The sequence below is a fragment of the Providencia sp. PROV119 genome, from assembly GCF_028482435.1.
Classification (GTDB): Bacteria; Pseudomonadota; Gammaproteobacteria; order Enterobacterales; family Enterobacteriaceae; genus Providencia; species Providencia stuartii.
Genome location: NZ_JAMPQL010000013.1, coordinates 156,275 through 172,987, shown reverse-complemented (window position 1 = coordinate 172,987; position 16,713 = coordinate 156,275). Strand labels below are relative to the sequence as shown.

Annotated in this window: 17 protein-coding genes; 5 read left to right on the top strand and 12 right to left on the bottom strand. The window is 43.4% G+C overall.

Features of this window, described 5'->3' with window-relative positions; genetic code table 11:
• Nucleotides 1-230 precede the first annotated feature (230 nt).
• From PSF11_RS12770 to PSF11_RS12735, 8 genes are all read right to left on the bottom strand, one after another.
• A complete protein-coding gene (locus PSF11_RS12770) occupies nucleotides 231-1,355 on the bottom strand; it encodes an adhesin (protein ID WP_306169839.1) in 1,125 nt (374 codons plus the stop codon).
• A 13-nt stretch (nucleotides 1,356-1,368) separates the two neighbouring features.
• The gene (locus PSF11_RS12765; protein WP_072502708.1) at nucleotides 1,369-1,902 is read right to left on the bottom strand and encodes a fimbrial protein; all 534 of its coding nucleotides are present in this window, start codon (nucleotides 1,900-1,902) and stop codon (nucleotides 1,369-1,371) included.
• Nucleotides 1,902-2,435 (bottom strand): fimbrial protein, encoded by a 534-nt coding sequence (locus PSF11_RS12760; RefSeq protein ID WP_004915879.1) that lies wholly within the window; start codon nucleotides 2,433-2,435, stop codon nucleotides 1,902-1,904. Before PSF11_RS12760 ends, PSF11_RS12765 begins: the two co-directional genes overlap by 1 nt.
• A complete protein-coding gene (locus PSF11_RS12755; RefSeq protein ID WP_014657342.1) occupies nucleotides 2,428-2,856 on the bottom strand; it encodes a hypothetical protein in 429 nt (142 codons plus the stop codon). Before PSF11_RS12755 ends, PSF11_RS12760 begins: the two co-directional genes overlap by 8 nt.
• A gap of 31 nt (nucleotides 2,857-2,887) precedes the next feature.
• Nucleotides 2,888-3,619, bottom strand: a complete 732-nt coding sequence (locus PSF11_RS12750) for a fimbrial biogenesis chaperone (protein ID WP_014657341.1) — start codon at nucleotides 3,617-3,619, stop codon at nucleotides 2,888-2,890.
• Nucleotides 3,620-3,647: 28 nt separating this feature from the next.
• Nucleotides 3,648-6,173 carry a fimbria/pilus outer membrane usher protein gene (locus PSF11_RS12745; RefSeq protein ID WP_061064454.1) on the bottom strand — a complete coding sequence of 842 codons (2,526 nt, stop codon included), beginning with the start codon at nucleotides 6,171-6,173 and terminating at the stop codon, nucleotides 3,648-3,650.
• Between the two features lie 57 nt (nucleotides 6,174-6,230).
• Nucleotides 6,231-6,809, bottom strand: a complete 579-nt coding sequence (locus PSF11_RS12740; RefSeq protein ID WP_004915870.1) for a fimbrial protein — start codon at nucleotides 6,807-6,809, stop codon at nucleotides 6,231-6,233.
• Nucleotides 6,810-7,023: 214 nt separating this feature from the next.
• A complete protein-coding gene (locus PSF11_RS12735) occupies nucleotides 7,024-7,575 on the bottom strand; it encodes a fimbrial protein (RefSeq protein ID WP_004915868.1) in 552 nt (183 codons plus the stop codon).
• Between the two features lie 1,778 nt (nucleotides 7,576-9,353).
• On the opposite strand from PSF11_RS12735, the gene nrdD reads away from it, so the two are divergent.
• The gene (gene nrdD / locus PSF11_RS12730; protein ID WP_014657339.1) at nucleotides 9,354-11,492 is read left to right on the top strand and encodes an anaerobic ribonucleoside-triphosphate reductase; all 2,139 of its coding nucleotides are present in this window, start codon (nucleotides 9,354-9,356) and stop codon (nucleotides 11,490-11,492) included.
• 4 nt (nucleotides 11,493-11,496) lie between these two features.
• Nucleotides 11,497-11,961 carry an anaerobic ribonucleoside-triphosphate reductase-activating protein gene (gene nrdG / locus PSF11_RS12725; protein ID WP_014657338.1) on the top strand — a complete coding sequence of 155 codons (465 nt, stop codon included), beginning with the start codon at nucleotides 11,497-11,499 and terminating at the stop codon, nucleotides 11,959-11,961.
• Here nrdG and PSF11_RS12720 read toward each other — a convergent pair.
• Complete coding sequence (locus PSF11_RS12720) at nucleotides 11,958-12,395, bottom strand: YhbP family protein (RefSeq protein WP_014657337.1); 438 nt, start codon at nucleotides 12,393-12,395, stop codon at nucleotides 11,958-11,960. The genes nrdG and PSF11_RS12720 overlap by 4 nt on opposite strands.
• Before the next feature lie 114 nt (nucleotides 12,396-12,509).
• Complete coding sequence (locus tag PSF11_RS12715) at nucleotides 12,510-12,761, bottom strand: DUF1471 domain-containing protein (protein WP_004915853.1); 252 nt, start codon at nucleotides 12,759-12,761, stop codon at nucleotides 12,510-12,512.
• A 296-nt stretch (nucleotides 12,762-13,057) separates the two neighbouring features.
• Here PSF11_RS12715 and PSF11_RS12710 point away from each other — a divergent pair, with 296 nt between their 5' ends.
• Nucleotides 13,058-13,369, top strand: coding sequence for a GIY-YIG nuclease family protein (locus PSF11_RS12710; protein WP_004915852.1), 312 nt, complete (start codon nucleotides 13,058-13,060; stop codon nucleotides 13,367-13,369).
• Here PSF11_RS12710 and PSF11_RS12705 read toward each other — a convergent pair.
• Complete coding sequence (locus tag PSF11_RS12705; protein WP_036942691.1) at nucleotides 13,342-13,845, bottom strand: GNAT family N-acetyltransferase; 504 nt, start codon at nucleotides 13,843-13,845, stop codon at nucleotides 13,342-13,344. The genes PSF11_RS12710 and PSF11_RS12705 overlap by 28 nt on opposite strands.
• A complete protein-coding gene (gene ubiT, locus PSF11_RS12700) occupies nucleotides 13,839-14,363 on the bottom strand; it encodes a ubiquinone anaerobic biosynthesis accessory factor UbiT (RefSeq protein ID WP_014657334.1) in 525 nt (174 codons plus the stop codon). Before ubiT ends, PSF11_RS12705 begins: the two co-directional genes overlap by 7 nt.
• Nucleotides 14,364-14,710: 347 nt before the next feature.
• Here ubiT and ubiU point away from each other — a divergent pair, with 347 nt between their 5' ends.
• Nucleotides 14,711-15,706, top strand: coding sequence for a ubiquinone anaerobic biosynthesis protein UbiU (ubiU, locus tag PSF11_RS12695; protein ID WP_072502707.1), 996 nt, complete (start codon nucleotides 14,711-14,713; stop codon nucleotides 15,704-15,706).
• Between the two features lie 13 nt (nucleotides 15,707-15,719).
• Nucleotides 15,720-16,595, top strand: a complete 876-nt coding sequence (locus tag PSF11_RS12690; protein WP_272682828.1) for a U32 family peptidase — start codon at nucleotides 15,720-15,722, stop codon at nucleotides 16,593-16,595.
• Nucleotides 16,596-16,713: the final 118 nt, after the last annotated feature.

Below are 16,713 nucleotides of genomic sequence, written 5' to 3'. Positions count from 1 at the left end.
AGTTAAATAGTACTCTTGATGAATTGGCAATTAACAGCCAGTGATGACTGGCTATTAATTAGCGCTGAAAAAAAAACAGTTATCCCCTTAGGGGGCTGATATTGATGAAATATTCAAAATTAGCTAAGGAAGATTTTCTCATTTCCTGCCCCTGTCAATAAACGGCTTTGATATTTTATCAAGGCCGTTTATTAACTTACTTTTATCTTATCGAGAAAAAATATAAACAATTAATCAAATGTCGCTATCAACCAAGCCGAACCTTTATAATCCCCCGCGGCGGCATTTGTTCCTTGGATATGACTCGTAATTTTAATTGTTCTTAGGTCTTTAATCTCAATTTTAAAATCTTTACCCGTTTGACCCGTTGTTTCATCGGTCATGGTCAAGTTACTGTAGATTTTATGATTACTATTTTGGCTACTCGTCATTGGTAAACGTTTCTGTGGGTCATTGTCTGTTGCATAATCAAGGCGTAACCTGACATTTGTTGGAATAGCGAACTTGCAGTTATAAGTCACTTGTTCAGTGACAACACTATCGTAATTTAATGTGTTTAAGTGTCCATGCCGTAAGTTTACTGTCCCCGCTTGCCCAGTGGTCGTGGTGGTATTACACGATGAGCCCACATTTAATGTTGAAGAGAGTAAGCGCATTGGAACCGTTGTTTCCTCTAATGGCCAAGATGTATAGATTGGCGGTACTTTAGGGTTCATAAATGCACGTACATACCCCCCAAGAGGCATAGCAGCAATCATCACCTGACCATCAATAATGCGCTCATTAATATAAAATGTTACGGTGATGGGAAACTGTACTCCAAAATTAGATGCCGACGCTATCATCGCTGTACTCGAAGCATTCGCACAAACTCCAGCTCCCGTAATATTGATCCAATTAAGCATTCTACTCTCAACGGTCATCACGACGTTACTATTGATGCGATAACCTGGTTTGCCTTCTATCGTAGCGGCTTCAGGGACATACATGAATAGCCTGTGGTAAGCACTATCACTACCAATAATCCTCGTACTTGTTCCCCCCCAAGTTCTACCAATACATTTTGCCGCTCCCGTTGCTTTAACCGCTGAGTCAATGCTACTAATCACTATCGGCTCCCCCACACGATAATAATTTTTACCATCAGAGCCGGTGACAGGCGTCGAAACGATTGCGCTATTACTCGCCAGTGTGATCAAATAGCCATCATTTGGGTTTTGGATCATCGGTGCATAGTTTGCTAGGGCAATCGAGGGAAGTAATAAACCGCCTGATGCAATGCCCCCCCAGCCGATTTTCTTTTTTTTAAAAGACTGCAACCCGTGTGTAAGAATAATGCCTTTTAAGTTCAACATAATCATGATCCTACTAATGATAAGTCACAGAAAGGGTGACGGTTGACGTAAATTTCCCCAGAGCCAATTGATTGATCGGCACCGTACTCACTAATTGCGCTTGTAAATCCATGCGATACAATGTCGCGTCCACCCGTTCGGGGTAAATTCGTTGCTTTTTACTCACTTCCAATGCACGCACCGTGCCGCCCGTCACCTCTTTAAAATCAATACCCAGCCCATTGATACTGGTCGCTAAAATATTTTTCCCGTTATATAACACGCTGCTGCCCCCTTTGGGGCTCAACACGATAGCTAACGTATTGTTGAAATTACACCCCGTGATATAGAGTGAAAAATCGTTCACTGCCGCCGATGTATTCAGTGAGTTTGGGTTAAGTGTGCCGAAACCAATTTTCAGTGGTGAGCTGCTGTTTTCACTGCGAATATTACAAGCGGGATCTACCATGGTGGCGGTCACATCCACCAAAACGTCAGCGTGGCTCTCTAATACGGTCAATAACAGGAGTAACCCGAGAGGCTGTTTGAGTTTATTCAGTTTTATCACTATTCGTACTCCACCTGAAAGGTCACGATCCCGGAAAAATCGCCCACATTAGCTTCGCCAGTGGCGGGTTTACGGACAAAAACACCAAAATCAAATTGTTGTAAGCCGTCAACCACACTGACATCACCCATCGTCATCGGCTTATTCCACACAAGGGGTTTTTCATCATGATCGACCAGCCCCAAGACGACCCCACTGTCGCCTTTGGTGGTTAAAAAACTCTCACCGCCAATCGTGACTAATTCGCTGCTTTTCCACGTTAATTGAATACTTTTTTGTAAATCCGTTGCACTACACTTATCGATGGCAATGGTAAAGGGCGTCACCGCGCTGGTGCCATTTTCATTAATCAATTGCCAACGCAAGTTATACAGTGTGATTTTCTGATGGAGAGAGCCGGCTGCCACTTGGCATGCCGTGTTGACCAGCTCACCACTCAACTCAATATCTAAGCTATTGGCCGCGCGTACCTGAGAAGCTCCCCCGAAAAGCGCCACCGAAAACAGCCAAATATACTTTGCTGCCCTATTCATAGCTCACCTCTAAACGCACCGTGTGCCCATCTTTCATCCATGTCGGTAGGTCGATTGGATTATCCCCATTTAGCAAAGACAGCGGGTAACGCACTGAAAACACCCCGCGTTGTACATCGTAAAGCCGCACACTCGCTGGGGTATTGGCTGCTGCATTAAACACCGCCATTTCTTGGTACTTGTTTCCCGCGCCACACCCAATCAAACGCAGCGTGTTATCTAACGACAAATTGCAGGGGGCATTAAATAGCGTGGCACTCACCTGTATTTGGCCTTGATGCTGCGGTTCGTAGTCCGATTGATTAACCGGTGTATTCGCCACAGGGCTATTAGCCATCGCCCATTGGCTCAAGACACTGCCAAGAACAAACAGTACCGCGTTGTACCCGGCTGTTTTGATGAACATGTTGTGTTTACGCATCGTCCTTTCCCGTTCGCTCATACGCTGAAAATTACGGCTCACCCGTTACCGTGCAAGTCTCACCTTGGCAACGAAATGCCAGCGTGGGCTTACCACCATAATCATTGATGTACGTCAGATACGGTGTGGACAGTGCGGGGGATACCACATCCTGTGTTGACTTAGGCGGCACCATAACCACATCAAATGAATTGTGCTCAGCCGCGGCTTGACTGTTCCCTAGCCCAATCACCGTTAAGTGAAATGGCGTGGTATTATTGATGCGATAACCTTTCGCTATCTTTGTTAATGTGACTTGATGCGCCCACTTAGTGTCCGATTCAGGCAAAATACTGGCCGGTCGATAAAACAGTTTGACCCGTGATTGCAAGGCAATTTGTAAGGTATTGCCATCGGTGGATTTAGGGGGCACTTCACGCAAATTGAAGTAAAACACCGACTCACGATCTTGTGGCAATTGGCTCAGTGCCGGCGTCGTGCTTAAACGCACTAAACTGTTGCTCATGGGCTCAATGCGTTGCAACGGCGGCGTCGCCAAAATAGCCCCTTTGGTGAGCTTATTCCCCTGTAAATCTTCAATCCAACTTTGGGCTAAGTAAGCTTCTTCAGGGTTATCGTTCGAAATGGTGACGTTAATCGATTTTTCCGTTCCCGGAAAAATGATGCGTGTTCTATCTAATGTGACTGCGCTGTAGGCACTCATTGAGACAAATACCGCGATACCCACCCACATATGGCATAATCTTTGACCTAAATTCAACATCATTGACCTCATAAAACGAATAAAAGACTTATTTTGCTGGCGTTACATTTGCCGTTGACAGCGCGGGCGCGGGTGCAGCGCAAGGCAGCAATAACATGCTGGATAATGACGTGACATTGTCAGGCATGCGTAATTCACACTGCTTCTTTCCGGCCCAATAAACAGACAGGATTTCTTGAGGGGAAATACCGACCAACCACGTCACCCCCTCTTCACCCACAATGCCCAATTCACGGTTGTCAGCATTGCGCACACTGGCCCCAAACGGGGGATTTTTGCCATCACTCAACGATACGATGGCGAACAGTTTTTCCCCTTTCATCACCGATAAACGGCGGTAACCTATCGCGCCTTTGGTTAAGGTAATGTCGGTCGTTGACTGTAACGTTTCTAAATTCTCTGGCAGCTGACTGGTGTTAATCGACGCCGTCGATTTACGGTAACTGTTCACGTTAGGAATAACCGCAATCCCAAAACGGTTGGTTTTGATGACGCCACTGTCCAGTGGCACATCCCCCACCCCCGGTGTTTCAATCATTAAGCGGGTATCACCATTTGCTGAACGGTGCAGTGCTACCCCGTGAGCCGTCGCCGTGATCCCACTGTTAATCGAGGCGCCAAAACTGCGATATTGTTGTGGCACATAACTGACGTTCGTGGATAAGTTAGCCTGCGACAGATCGCGTGAATAATAGCCACTGAAACTCGACTGACTCTGCATATGCTGTCCGTGGTTATACCCCACATTCAGGCTGTAATTATCACGATCGCTATAGCCGCTATACCCGACACTGTGGCTATATTGGTTATACTCACCGGCACGTGAATAGCGTTCGGAGAAGGTGATATTGTGCCCGCGATACAGAGGAACCGTTAAATACAGGTTGATAGCATCATCTTTATAGCCGTTATCACGCTCGGTACGCGTCGCCGATAATGAAATATTGGCATCTTGCTGCGATAGCCTAGGTATGCTGATATTGGTACTGGCGTATAAACCATATTGCGTTTGCGGTTTATCTTGCCAATAAGTACTGTATTGATAATTCAACGATAAACTGAAATTATCAAAATACTTGTTCAGATAGATTTGGTAGTTTTCTTTTGCCACACGCGCCACATGACCGCTACGGCTTTGATCTATAAATTGGCTTAATGTGCGGTAATCTCTATCGGCAAATCGATACCCTGCAAAGGTAATATCCGTGCGTAACTCATCAAATGACTTTGCATAGTTGAGGCGATAGGAGCGGCCTTGCAGCGTGTGATGAGTAAAGCGGGCAAAAGACTGCGTCATATCGAGTGACAATGCCCCAAATGCAAACAAGTCTCGTCCAATCCCTATCGCTGCGGTTTGGTAATCCCCATTCAGTTGCGTCCCCCCATACAGTGACCACGCATTGGATAACCCATAAGACAACTCGCCGCTGATCACCGGCTTACCAGTTAGGCGATGACCGTCATAGCGCGTTTTACCCGCCACTAACTTATAAATAATGCGCCCCGGGCGGGTTAAATAAGGCAGTGAGGCGGTGTTGAGACTAAATGTTTTCTCTTCGCCATTTTCTTCACGCACAGTGACATCGAGCACCCCTCGTACGCCGCTGTCCAAGGTCTGAATGCGAAACGGCCCCGGGGGCACCGTGGTTTCTAAGATCACGCGGTCTTGGCTACGCACAATCACCGTGGCATTCGTGTTCGCCACGCCAATAATTTCCGGCGCGTACCCCACCAATTTAGGCGGTAACATGCGGTCGTCACTTTCGAGGGCGATACCACTGTATTGCCATGACTCAAACACATCAGAATAGAAGTAGTTTTCCCCAATGGTCAAAATAGAGGCTAATTTCTTCAAGGAGGTAAACGCATACAGCCGGCTAAAATCAAAACGGTGGGTTTCTTGGGGGTTGCTGCCACCGTGCTGTTTTTGGTAGTTCGCGTTATAGTCACCACGAAAACGCCAAGCACCGAGGTTAAGACCTGTTGTACCATTGGTGGATAAATAGACCCGTTTGCTCCCGCGACTTTCTTCGATGACAGACGCATTGGCGCTATAATCCACAAAGGCACCATTCACCCCCTCTTCCCATAACGCCGGGGGTGTCCAGTTTGGATCACGGTATTCCATCCATAACTGGGGAATAGTGATTTTCAGTGAGAGTGTGGACAATTCAACCGTCGATTTCACCCCAGTTAACGCGGAAAAATCAAGGCACTGCCCCGCCTCGGAAAGGGTGACTTTTTGTTTTGCCGAATCTTTCAGGCCAATCAGATCCAGTAAGTTCGCCGGTATGCAAATGGCATGTTGTGCTAAGACCGTGATATCACGAGGCGCCCCTAAGCGCTGGCCGTTAACAAACACGGTTAACACATAGTCTCCGGGAGGTACATAACCCGCAACGGAAAATTGGCTCATATCGACGTTTTGCATATCTTCCGCATCCAATACGTCAGTATTGAACTCTGTTGCAGACACCGTGCATGCACTGACGCTCACCGCCAATAAAACGGCCTGCCTGACTTTGCTAAGTTTGAACATCATGCTCTGTACCATCCCAAAGACAGCAAGAATGCCTCCTCAATGTCATCATTGAAGACGTGCTTCTGTGCTTTATTGATAATCGATAAAAAAACGAACCAGCCCGTGATAACGTCCTGCTTGTAGCGGCTTTCCTGTCAGCTCGAGCCGTAAAAAATAGCGCAAAAAGAGGGTTTGCCCCGATTGACCTTGCCGTAACACACTGTCAAACAAAGGATAGGTTTCCCCAGGGATCACGATATTTTTCGTGTTATCCAGCACGGATACGCCCAACCCCTGAGAAGGCCCTTGCAAGGCAAATGCGTCGATATTATCGGCCCCTTGCCCGTCAAAACGTATTGTCCATGTTTTACTGTCAAGGGTGCTGTACACACTGCCACAGTCACGAAGCTCAATGTCAAAAGGGCGTGTTTGTTGTTCACGCGCCACGGCGGTTGAGAGCATCGTCAACGTTAACGACGAAAAATCGACCGTTTGGTCGCGATTTGACATCACAATCGAGCATGGTGTTGAGATCACACTGCCAACCAGTTGAGTGACACCTTCATGGCGCATGCCCACCTCGTTGGCGCCAAAAGCCGATGTGCCCCCCAAAATCAGCGAAAAGAGGATCCCTGTTGTTTGCAAACTCACGCGTTGATAAACAGCCACCCGTTTCTCCCTTGCAGACAGTAAAAAAATCCACCTGTGTTATGACTGTTAACAAACAAATACTGTTTGACGGCAGTCGTTAGAGGTTGTTAACTCCATGAAGAAAATCAATTTATTGACTTTCGATTGAGAAGACGAAGAGGGCGAGATTGCACTTTACCCCTCTTCGTGAGCCCCTTGGCCGCCAGCGTTCACTGACGGTCAATGTATCGACTTACTGGTACGTGATACGGAAGTTAGAGATGGCGCTGAATCGCCCTTCCGCAACATCTTTAGTGGTATCAACCGCTTTCGCCAATGCTTTAAAAATTAAAGTATTTTCACCATTTGTGTTGGCAATACGAGGGAGAACGTCTGTGGCTTTACCGAACTCAAAACCATCAATCAAAATACCGAGGTTGTTCGAATTCCCCGCGGAAGTTGCCAGCAGCGTGTTGCCTTTATCTGCATAGCTTTGGCCAGTAAACACGAGTTCCATTGATTTCACCGCAACAGGGTTACCTTCAGTATCTTTACCAAAGTTAGCAAAGTCACAGCCAGTGAATTTGATCTCGAACTCTGCTTCCGCAGGCTTACCACTTTCCAACGCTTTACGAGACAGCTGACCGAAATCAACGGTTTGTTTCAGAGAAGACTGCTCGATATTACAAGGCGTGTTCACAACTGTACCCACAAAGTTAATCGTTCCGGTGTTATCCGCCATTGCGCTAAATGACACAACAGACGCCGCAAATACAGTTGCAACTGCTAATTTTGTTAATTTCATTTATTTTTCCTTTCTAGTAAAAAGACAATAGAAACCAGTCACCACACATAAATTGAAGAGTGTTAATTTCATTTTTTGTTGATAAAGCAAAGGTTACATCATTAATAAAAACATCGTCCCTGCTGCTACCTATCCCTTATCCATATCTAAGAGACAAATAGTTCCTTATAGGCTAAGGCTAACCCATATAATTTATTTATATATAATCTTAAAATAGAATTAATTAATTTGACATTTTGCCGTCATAGTTAACCATGACTGAACAGAATAAATTCTGTTAGATTTCCCCGAAAATGTTGAGCATAGTATCCGGAATTAAAATATTAATTACTGATTTCATCGACTTAAAATAGGAGAAACATCTAACATTTAATTATTAACATTCCGTGAAATAATTACACTAACTTATTTTATTTAAACAATCTCAATATTTATATTTAATGAATTTTTATTGCCATATTAAATTTAATTTCTCAAATAAAAATTCATAAAATAAAACTATTATTTTGATATTTTTGAAATAATAAATTGATGGCGAATATAGAACCAACCCCATTTAGAGTAAATACGTTTTTAACGATAAGTCTCCATATTTCGATAGGTGATAACTATTAAATATTTGTTATTAATGGCATCGACATAACCAAATATTAATTTGGTTCCTATATATCAATGGATTACAATAAATCATGATAATCAAAACCATATAAATCTCCAAACAATGTCTTATTCTTAATGAGAGTATGTTGATTTTATTTAACGCTATTTTCATTTTGTTACATATTTAATTATTTTGATATTTTTATAAGAGATATAGCTTTATTTTTTTCAATAATAAAACAAAAAACCTCAATATTGCTTATTTTTTGGCGCCATTAAAAAATAGAAAAAATACTCATAAACTTAGATACACTCTAAGAACACCCATAATAAACATAGGTGTAACCCATTAAATACAATATAACCCACCTTAATTACTCATTAAATGCGTTATCACTTTTCGCTATTAAATTTATTTAATGATAATTTATTGTTTTTTAACAGTGAAATAAAAATATTACTCATCATCGCATATCAGCGCTCTTTAAATGCCAACAATACCCTTATCAAAGCCCTATCCTCAAAATCTTCACCGACTCAAATCCTCCATCGACAATACGACTAATCGATTATCAACTGGATATTAATATCCAGAGCCACGCCTATGCTCTGATAATGGTCAACAAAATAATTTGGCCCGCAGTTTTGGTGGCCACTTTGCCTGTATAACCCGCCAAATCTTGTCAGAAATGCGCTAGCTCTTGAACGGCAAAAAGTGGGAAATATGGCTTCTTCCGTGGGAAAGAGCAGAAGCCAGTTCAGGGGGAGCGTGATATTCCATGCATCCAATGATGATGGCATAGGAGAGTCTCATTTAAGTTGCCAATTGCAGTAATGACACAACTTAGGTCACCGTTCGATATATCGCGCTGTTGGAAAAAACCATTTGTTCGAAAACCTATCACGTGCTCAAGGTTGCCATCATCCTAAATAATTAGGGGCGTTTTTATTTTTCATCTTCTCCGCTTTTGATATTCATACAATTTATTTTTTTCCTTGTTGTGGATCAAATTATCGATAGCTAAAAAAGAGCAATAAACTATATATTGTGCTTTAATTACATAAACAAACACTACATATAGTATTTATTCACAGTTTTATCCACATTCCCTTCGCACATGCAGCGGAAACTTATCGCTAGGTTTAAGGTTGTGGATAACTCAACAAGGAGCATTTCAGTGAAAACGGTTGTGATTAAACGAGATGGTTGCCAAGTGAACTTTGACTTCCAAAGAATTCAAGAGGCAATAAAACGTGCATCAGCGGCTGTGAATATTCAGGATGATGACTATTGCCTTCAAGTTGCTACAACGGTCACAGAGCAACTTGGCAACCGTGAAAAAGTCGATATTCGAGAGATCCAAGACGCCGTTGAAAATCAACTAATGTCAGGCCCTTATAAAGACCTCGCTCGAGCCTATATTGAATATCGCCATGATAGGGATAGTGCTCGCGAAAAACGCAGCCAGCTTACCCATGATATTCGCGGCCTTATCGAACAAAGCAACGTTTCACTGCTTAATGAAAATGCCAATAAAGACAGTAAAGTGATCCCGACTCAACGTGATTTACTTGCTGGTATTGTGGCTAAGCACTATGCCAAACAACATATTTTGCCTCGTGATGTCGTTATCGCTCATGAACGAGGAGAAATACACTATCACGATCTTGATTATGCCCCCTTTTTCCCGATGTTTAACTGTATGTTGATCGATCTTGAAGGCATGCTTACGCAAGGGTTTAAAATGGGCAATGCAGAGATCGAACCACCAAAATCAATTTCAACAGCAACCGCCGTGACTGCACAAATCATTGCGCAAGTTGCTAGCCATATTTATGGTGGTACGACGATTAATCGCATCGATGAAATTCTGGCTCCTTATGTACGCATCAGCTATGAAAAACATCTTAAAACGGCTGAAACGTGGGGTATCAATGATGCTCAAGGTTATGCTGACTGCCAAACGGAAAAAGAGTGCTATGATGCTTTCCAATCCCTAGAATATGAAGTCAATACATTGCATACCGCGAATGGGCAAACCCCCTTTGTCACCTTTGGTTTTGGTCTTGGCACCTCGAAAGAAGCGCGCTTAATCCAACAATCCATCTTGAAAAATCGTATTGCAGGTTTAGGCAAAAATCGTAAAACAGCCGTATTCCCTAAGTTGGTCTTTGCCATTAAAAAAGGATTAAACCACCAATTTGGTGATCCTAACTATGATATCAAACAGTTAGCCCTTGAATGTGCTAGCAAGCGCATGTACCCCGATATCCTTAATTATGACCAAGTTGTTAAAGTGACCGGATCGTTTAAAACACCCATGGGCTGCCGTAGCTTCTTAGGGGTCTACGAAGAAGCGGGGCAACAAATTCATGATGGTCGCAATAATTTAGGGGTGATCAGCCTTAATTTGCCTCGCATTGCCATTGAAGCACAAGGCAATGAAGACGCATTTTGGCAACTGTTAGAAGCACGTTTATCTATTGCTAAAAAAGCCCTTATGACACGGATCGCACGCCTTGAAAACGTCAAAGCACGTGTCGCGCCAATTCTCTATATGGAGGGGGCTTGCGGTGTAAGATTAGCCGCTGATGATAGCGTTGCAGAAATCTTTAAAAAGGGTCGAGCCTCAATTTCGCTCGGCTATATCGGACTACATGAGACCATCAATGCACTATTTGGTACGCAAAACCATGTTTACGACAGTGAGCACTTAAGGGAAAAAGCCATCGCGATTGTTAACCGCCTACGCCAAGCAACAGATGAGTGGAAAGCAGAAACTGGCTATGGTTTTAGCCTGTACAGTACACCTAGTGAAAACTTATGTGATCGTTTTTGCCGCCTTGATACTGCTGAATTTGGCGTAATAGCTGGTGTGACAGACAAAGGCTACTACACAAATAGCTTCCATCTTGATGTTGAAAAACGCGTGAACCCATACGACAAAATAGACTTTGAACAGCCTTACCCTGCCATCGCAAATGGGGGCTTTATCTGCTATGGCGAGTATCCTAATTTGCAGCATAACCTCAAAGCGCTCGAAGATGTTTGGGATTACAGTTATGAGCATGTTCCATATTATGGAACAAATACGCCCATAGACGAATGTTATGAGTGTGGATTTACGGGTGAGTTTAACTGTACCAGTAAAGGCTTTGTTTGCCCTCGTTGTGGTAACCATGATACTAACCGTGTCTCAGTGATCCGCCGAGTATGTGGTTACCTTGGCAGCCCTGATGCACGCCCATTTAATGCAGGCAAGCAAGAAGAAGTGAAGCGACGTATCAAACACCTAGGTAATGGGCAGTTAGGTTAATAGTATGAATTATCATCAATATTACCCTGTTGATGTCGTGAATGGTCCGGGCACGCGTTGCACACTGTTCGTCTCAGGATGTGTTCATCAGTGCCGAGGATGTTATAACCAAAGCACATGGCGCCTCGATTCGGGTATTCCATTCACTCAGGAAATGGAAGATAGGATCATTCAAGACTTACAAGATACCCGTATCCGTCGGCAAGGTTTATCCCTTTCCGGCGGGGATCCACTACATCCCGCTAACTTATCAGCGATCTTTCAGTTGGTTAAACGTGTAAAAACCGTTTGTCCAGATAAAGACATTTGGCTATGGACAGGCTATCAATTTGCCGAACTGACCGCCGAGCAACATAAGGTGGTGAGTTTGATCAATGTACTGGTTGATGGGAAATTTGTAAAAGCGCTGCATGACCCCGCGTTACTTTGGCGAGGAAGCAGTAATCAAGTGATCCATAAATTACGCTAGCGATTTCTAGACCAATAGAGCTTGCTGCCAAAACCCAATTTATTATTGACCATTTTGACTTCTTGTAACTGCAAACGCCATACAGGCAGTTTTGCCGTCAATGCCACAGGGAAGCGACGACAATAAAATTGATGGGCTTGCTGTCGTAAGCTTCCATCCAGCGCTATCACTTGCCCAATAAATTGTAGCCCTTGGATTTGGCTAACCACTTTCGTTTGGGCAGAGACAGTCCCTGCGACGTGAGGATTTTCAGTCATCAGTTGACCATGGCGTGAAGCAGGATCGGTCATAAAGAATAAACTCATCGACTTAGCATCAAATGCATAATAACAACTGGCAGGCCAGATATCATTGCCGTGGCAAGTAAATAGAGAAAAGACGTGTTGGCGAGAAAAGTAACGTTGGATATGTTGTAAGGCGTGTTCATCATTCATAGCAAAAGCCCATATTGACCGTTCAGAACACGCTCTTTGAATATGTACATCCTATCGCTGAGCGTGCTTAAGCTGTTCTGAACGTTTGGTATTACATTTGCTAGGTACTATAAATTATTTATAGATTGCAGCAACACCATTCATTGAGTTTTCACCGCCAGCTGAGATAACACGGAATGAAGTTGCACCAGCTTCATCAGCTTTTTTGGCTAACTTTTCAGTCAGGTCATTAACACTAACAGCACCTGATACAGAAACATAACCCGCAGCTGGTTGGCTAGAATGTTGAACTTCTTCAGCAGCCATTGAACCAAATGAAATAGCACTTAAAGCCAAAGTTGCAGCGACTAATGTTGATTTTTTCATAATGTTTTCCTCATTGTATATTCATTTTTATCAGGGATTTTTGTTCTCCCCCTGTGATATGGATCATATTATGCTCTTTTAGTTACGATGAAAATTAGCTAATTTTGCTGTTATAGTTCAAATATTTTGAATCAAAACCACGCTTTAGGTTACAAATTTATGACTTTAATGTGTCATTTTTTATTTATAATTTAATAAGTTATGGCTATCCTTGTTCGCGAGATTTTTAGTCTATTTATGAATTATTTCCCCTTAAATTTCAGCACAGAAAGTCAAAAATAGGGCAACAAAATAAAATGTCTACGCAGAAAAACTGGTACATTTACCTAATTAGAGAGAAAAATAACAGGTTATATTGTGGGATCACCACAGATGTCTCGCGCCGCTTTACCCAACATAAAGAGGGAAAAGGCGCAAAAGCGTTGAAGGGGAAAATGCCGCTCACGCTAGTATTTGATTGTTTAGCCGGGGATCGCGCTACCGCGTCAAGATTGGAATATCAGATAAAACAACTGAGTAAAGCCGCCAAAGAAAGGCTGGTTATTGACCAGCCCATTAATATCTTTGATTACTTAACGCATCAGAATACATCAAAGTGTGAAGAGTAAGTCACCTGCCCTTTGTGGTCACTCAAGCTGCCATTTTCTAGCCCGCAAATCATAAAATGCTCTTGCAATTCAGGCCACTGGCTGAAAACTTCATATTTTGAGGCAGGTTCAAAGCCAAAACGGCGGTAATAGTTGCTATCTCCTAATACCACAACCGCACCATAGCCAAACTCATTAAGACTATCTAGCCCTTCATAAATAAGTTGCCCACCAATGCCTTGTTTTTGGTGCGCTTTACTCACTGCAAGCGGTGCAAGGCCAACCCATTGAACGTCTTCATTGTTGACATCAACAGGTGTAAAGCCGACATAACCGATCACTTCGCCGTTGTCATTCGTGGCAACAACACCCAGAGTCAATAAGCCGTCTTCTCGTAGCTTTTGTACCAGATCGGCTTCTGCTTCCGTCGGGAAAGTGTCACGCAGTAACTTATCGATCCCCATAGCATCGACAGGAATTTCAACACGAATTAGCATGAGGCAACCACGGAGCCTTTATGCTCTGTGTCCTCATTTTGTTGAGTCGTTTTAATCAAGTCGGCCAATTGTAGTAATGCAAAACGCAGGGGTGTCGGCATATTGTCTAGCTCAAAAGCATCCATAAGGTTTTTTACATACAGCCCTAATTCAGTGTCACCTTCAATGACCAAACGGCGCTGAAAAAACAGCGTATCAGGATCTTCTTTACGCGCCGCGATAAGGATCAAGTCATTGGCTGTAGCACAGACACTGACATCGGCTTGCTCTTGATTACGCACAATTAACATGCCATTTTGCAAACTAATGAACCAGACTAAATCAAGGTCACTGACTTCAACTTTCAGCCATTTCCCTTCGAGAAAATCCAATTCCCCTTCTTTGACCGATTCACGAAACTGCCAGCTCAGTAATTGCTCAAGTACTTGACGCTGCACTGCAAATGGGGTCACTTTTAAAGGTAACTTCAATAATGAAGGCCCTTTTGAAATAAGTTGAGAACGAATTTTAGCTAACACAGCACTGACTCCCGTATCAATTGCCTGCCCGTTAAATACACACCCCAGCATCAGCTACGGCCTCTCGGTAGCAAATCAGTATTAGAACAGGCATTTATATCGACATACTCAATAATAGAATAGTCCTATCATGCCAGAGAAAATAAGTACTCACTTGATCCTATATCAAGGTTTACACTTCTCGCCAGCATTTATTTTTTATTATGCCAAAAAGCTCATGGAGTCATGACCTCATAAGCCACAAAAACAGATAGCCAACAGCCAATTCAATGCCTTAAATCAAAATTTACATCGCATGAGTTGACTAGAATGCTAAGTTGTCGAAAATTTAAACTGGAACAGATACCATGGAATTACTCTGCCCAGCAGGCAACTTACCGGCCCTTAAAGCCGCTGTCGATAACGGTGCCGATGCGGTTTATATTGGCTTGAAAAATGATACTAACGCACGCCATTTTGCTGGACTCAACTTTACTGAAAAAAAATTGCAAGAAGCAGAGCGCTACATACATCAACATCAGCGTAAACTTCATATTGCTATCAATACATTTGCTCACCCAGATGGCTTTCAACGTTGGAAAAATTCGGTCGATCTTGCGGCTTCGCTAGGGGCTGATGCCCTGATCCTTGCCGATCTCGCGATGCTTGAGTATGCTGCACACCGATACCCTCATATTGAACGTCATGTCTCCGTTCAAGCTTCAGCAACCAACACCGAAGCGATTCGCTTTTATGCCCGCAATTTTAATGTTCATCGGATTGTACTGCCTCGGGTTCTATCTATTCATCAAGTCAAACAACTCGCTAAAAGTAGCCCTGTCCCCTTAGAAGTCTTTGCTTTTGGTAGCCTATGTATTATGGCGGAAGGACGCTGCTATCTCTCTTCCTATTTAACGGGTGAATCCCCCAATACTGTTGGGGCATGCTCGCCCGCGCGTTTCGTTCGTTGGCAACAAACGCCTCATGGCATGGAGTCACGCTTAAATGAAGTGCTTATTGATCGCTACCAAAGTCATGAAAATGCAGGCTACCCCACTCTCTGTAAAGGGCGTTATTTGGTGGATGACCATCGATATCATGTACTCGAAGAGCCAACTAGCCTCAATACCATCGAATTACTACCAGACCTAATGGCGGCGAATATCGCCTCGGTCAAAATTGAAGGCCGCCAGCGCAGCCCTGCTTACGTCACCGAAGTGACACGCATCTGGCGAAAAGCTATCGATACATATCATGCAAACCCAGAGCAATTTATTGCAGATCCACAATGGATAAAAGTACTGGGTGGGCTTTCTGAAGGCAGCCAAACCACATTAGGCGCTTACCATCGTAAATGGCAATAATAAGGAATAGATGATGAAGTATGCATTAGGGTCAGTTCTTTATTACTGGCCTAAACAAGAGCTATATGATTTTTATCAGCAAGCAGCACAAAGTGAAGCCGATATTATTTATCTTGGTGAGACGGTTTGTAGCAAGCGCCGTGAAATGAAACCGGCTGATTGGATTGAATTAGCAAAAACGCTAGCGCTAAGTGGCAAGCAGATTATCTTAAGTACATTAGCGCTATTGCAGGCACCTTCCGAACTTAAAGAAATAAGTAAACTCGTTGATAATGGTGATTTTTTGGTTGAAGCCCATGACTTTGGTGTCGTCAATATGCTCTCTGAGCGCCATCTTCCTTTTATTGCTGGCCATGGTTTGAATTGTTATAACGCACAGACCCTCAATATATTATTACGCCAAGGCATGCAGCGTTGGTGTATGCCTGTAGAGCTTTCTCGTGACTGGTTGATCAATTTACTCAATCAATGCGATGAATTGGGGATACGTGGCAAATTTGAAGTAGAAGTGATGAGTTATGGTCATTTACCGCTGGCCTACTCTGCTCGCTGTTTTACTGCCCGCTCAGAAAATCGTGCCAAAGATGATTGTGAAACTTGCTGCATTCACTATCCTCAGGGGCGAAAGGTGTTCTCTCAAGAACAACAGCAAGTGTTTACTCTCAACGGGTTACAGACACAAAGTGGCTATTGCTACAACCTAGGTAATGAGCAAACATCTATGATTGATTTGGTTGATATTGTACGTATTTCGCCGGAGAACATTGAGTCTCTAGACATATTGGCGCAATTTAAAGCGAATCAAACCGGAGAAGCGCCACTGGTCACCAATGACAAGAGTTGTAATGGTTATTGGAGACAAGTGGCAGGATTAGAAATGCTGCCTTAGCCGCAATATCAATCAGCGCCATTGGATAAAAAGCGGGAGCAAACACCAGCTTCCCGCTGTGTATTCATCCTAAAGCATCTCATTGATTTTATTTTTGAAAAATGAATAAATTGCACGG

Excerpts from the sequence above, each read along its gene's own strand:
- PSF11_RS12770 (WP_306169839.1), bottom strand. The coding sequence starts at position 1,355 with ATGTTGAACTTAAAAGGCATTATTCTTACACACGGGTTGCAGTCTTTT.
- PSF11_RS12760 (WP_004915879.1), bottom strand. The coding sequence starts at position 2,435 with ATGAATAGGGCAGCAAAGTATATTTGGCTGTTTTCGGTGGCGCTTTTC.
- PSF11_RS12755 (WP_014657342.1), bottom strand. The coding sequence starts at position 2,856 with ATGCGTAAACACAACATGTTCATCAAAACAGCCGGGTACAACGCGGTA.
- PSF11_RS12750 (WP_014657341.1), bottom strand. The coding sequence starts at position 3,619 with ATGTTGAATTTAGGTCAAAGATTATGCCATATGTGGGTGGGTATCGCG.
- PSF11_RS12745 (WP_061064454.1), bottom strand. The coding sequence starts at position 6,173 with ATGGTACAGAGCATGATGTTCAAACTTAGCAAAGTCAGGCAGGCCGTT.
- PSF11_RS12735 (WP_004915868.1), bottom strand. The coding sequence starts at position 7,575 with ATGAAATTAACAAAATTAGCAGTTGCAACTGTATTTGCGGCGTCTGTT.
- nrdG (WP_014657338.1), top strand. The coding sequence starts at position 11,497 with ATGAATTATCATCAATATTACCCTGTTGATGTCGTGAATGGTCCGGGC.
- PSF11_RS12720 (WP_014657337.1), bottom strand. The coding sequence starts at position 12,395 with ATGAATGATGAACACGCCTTACAACATATCCAACGTTACTTTTCTCGC.
- PSF11_RS12715 (WP_004915853.1), bottom strand. The coding sequence starts at position 12,761 with ATGAAAAAATCAACATTAGTCGCTGCAACTTTGGCTTTAAGTGCTATT.
- PSF11_RS12710 (WP_004915852.1), top strand. The coding sequence starts at position 13,058 with ATGTCTACGCAGAAAAACTGGTACATTTACCTAATTAGAGAGAAAAAT.
- PSF11_RS12705 (WP_036942691.1), bottom strand. The coding sequence starts at position 13,845 with ATGCTAATTCGTGTTGAAATTCCTGTCGATGCTATGGGGATCGATAAG.
- ubiU (WP_072502707.1), top strand. The coding sequence starts at position 14,711 with ATGGAATTACTCTGCCCAGCAGGCAACTTACCGGCCCTTAAAGCCGCT.
- PSF11_RS12690 (WP_272682828.1), top strand. The coding sequence starts at position 15,720 with ATGAAGTATGCATTAGGGTCAGTTCTTTATTACTGGCCTAAACAAGAG.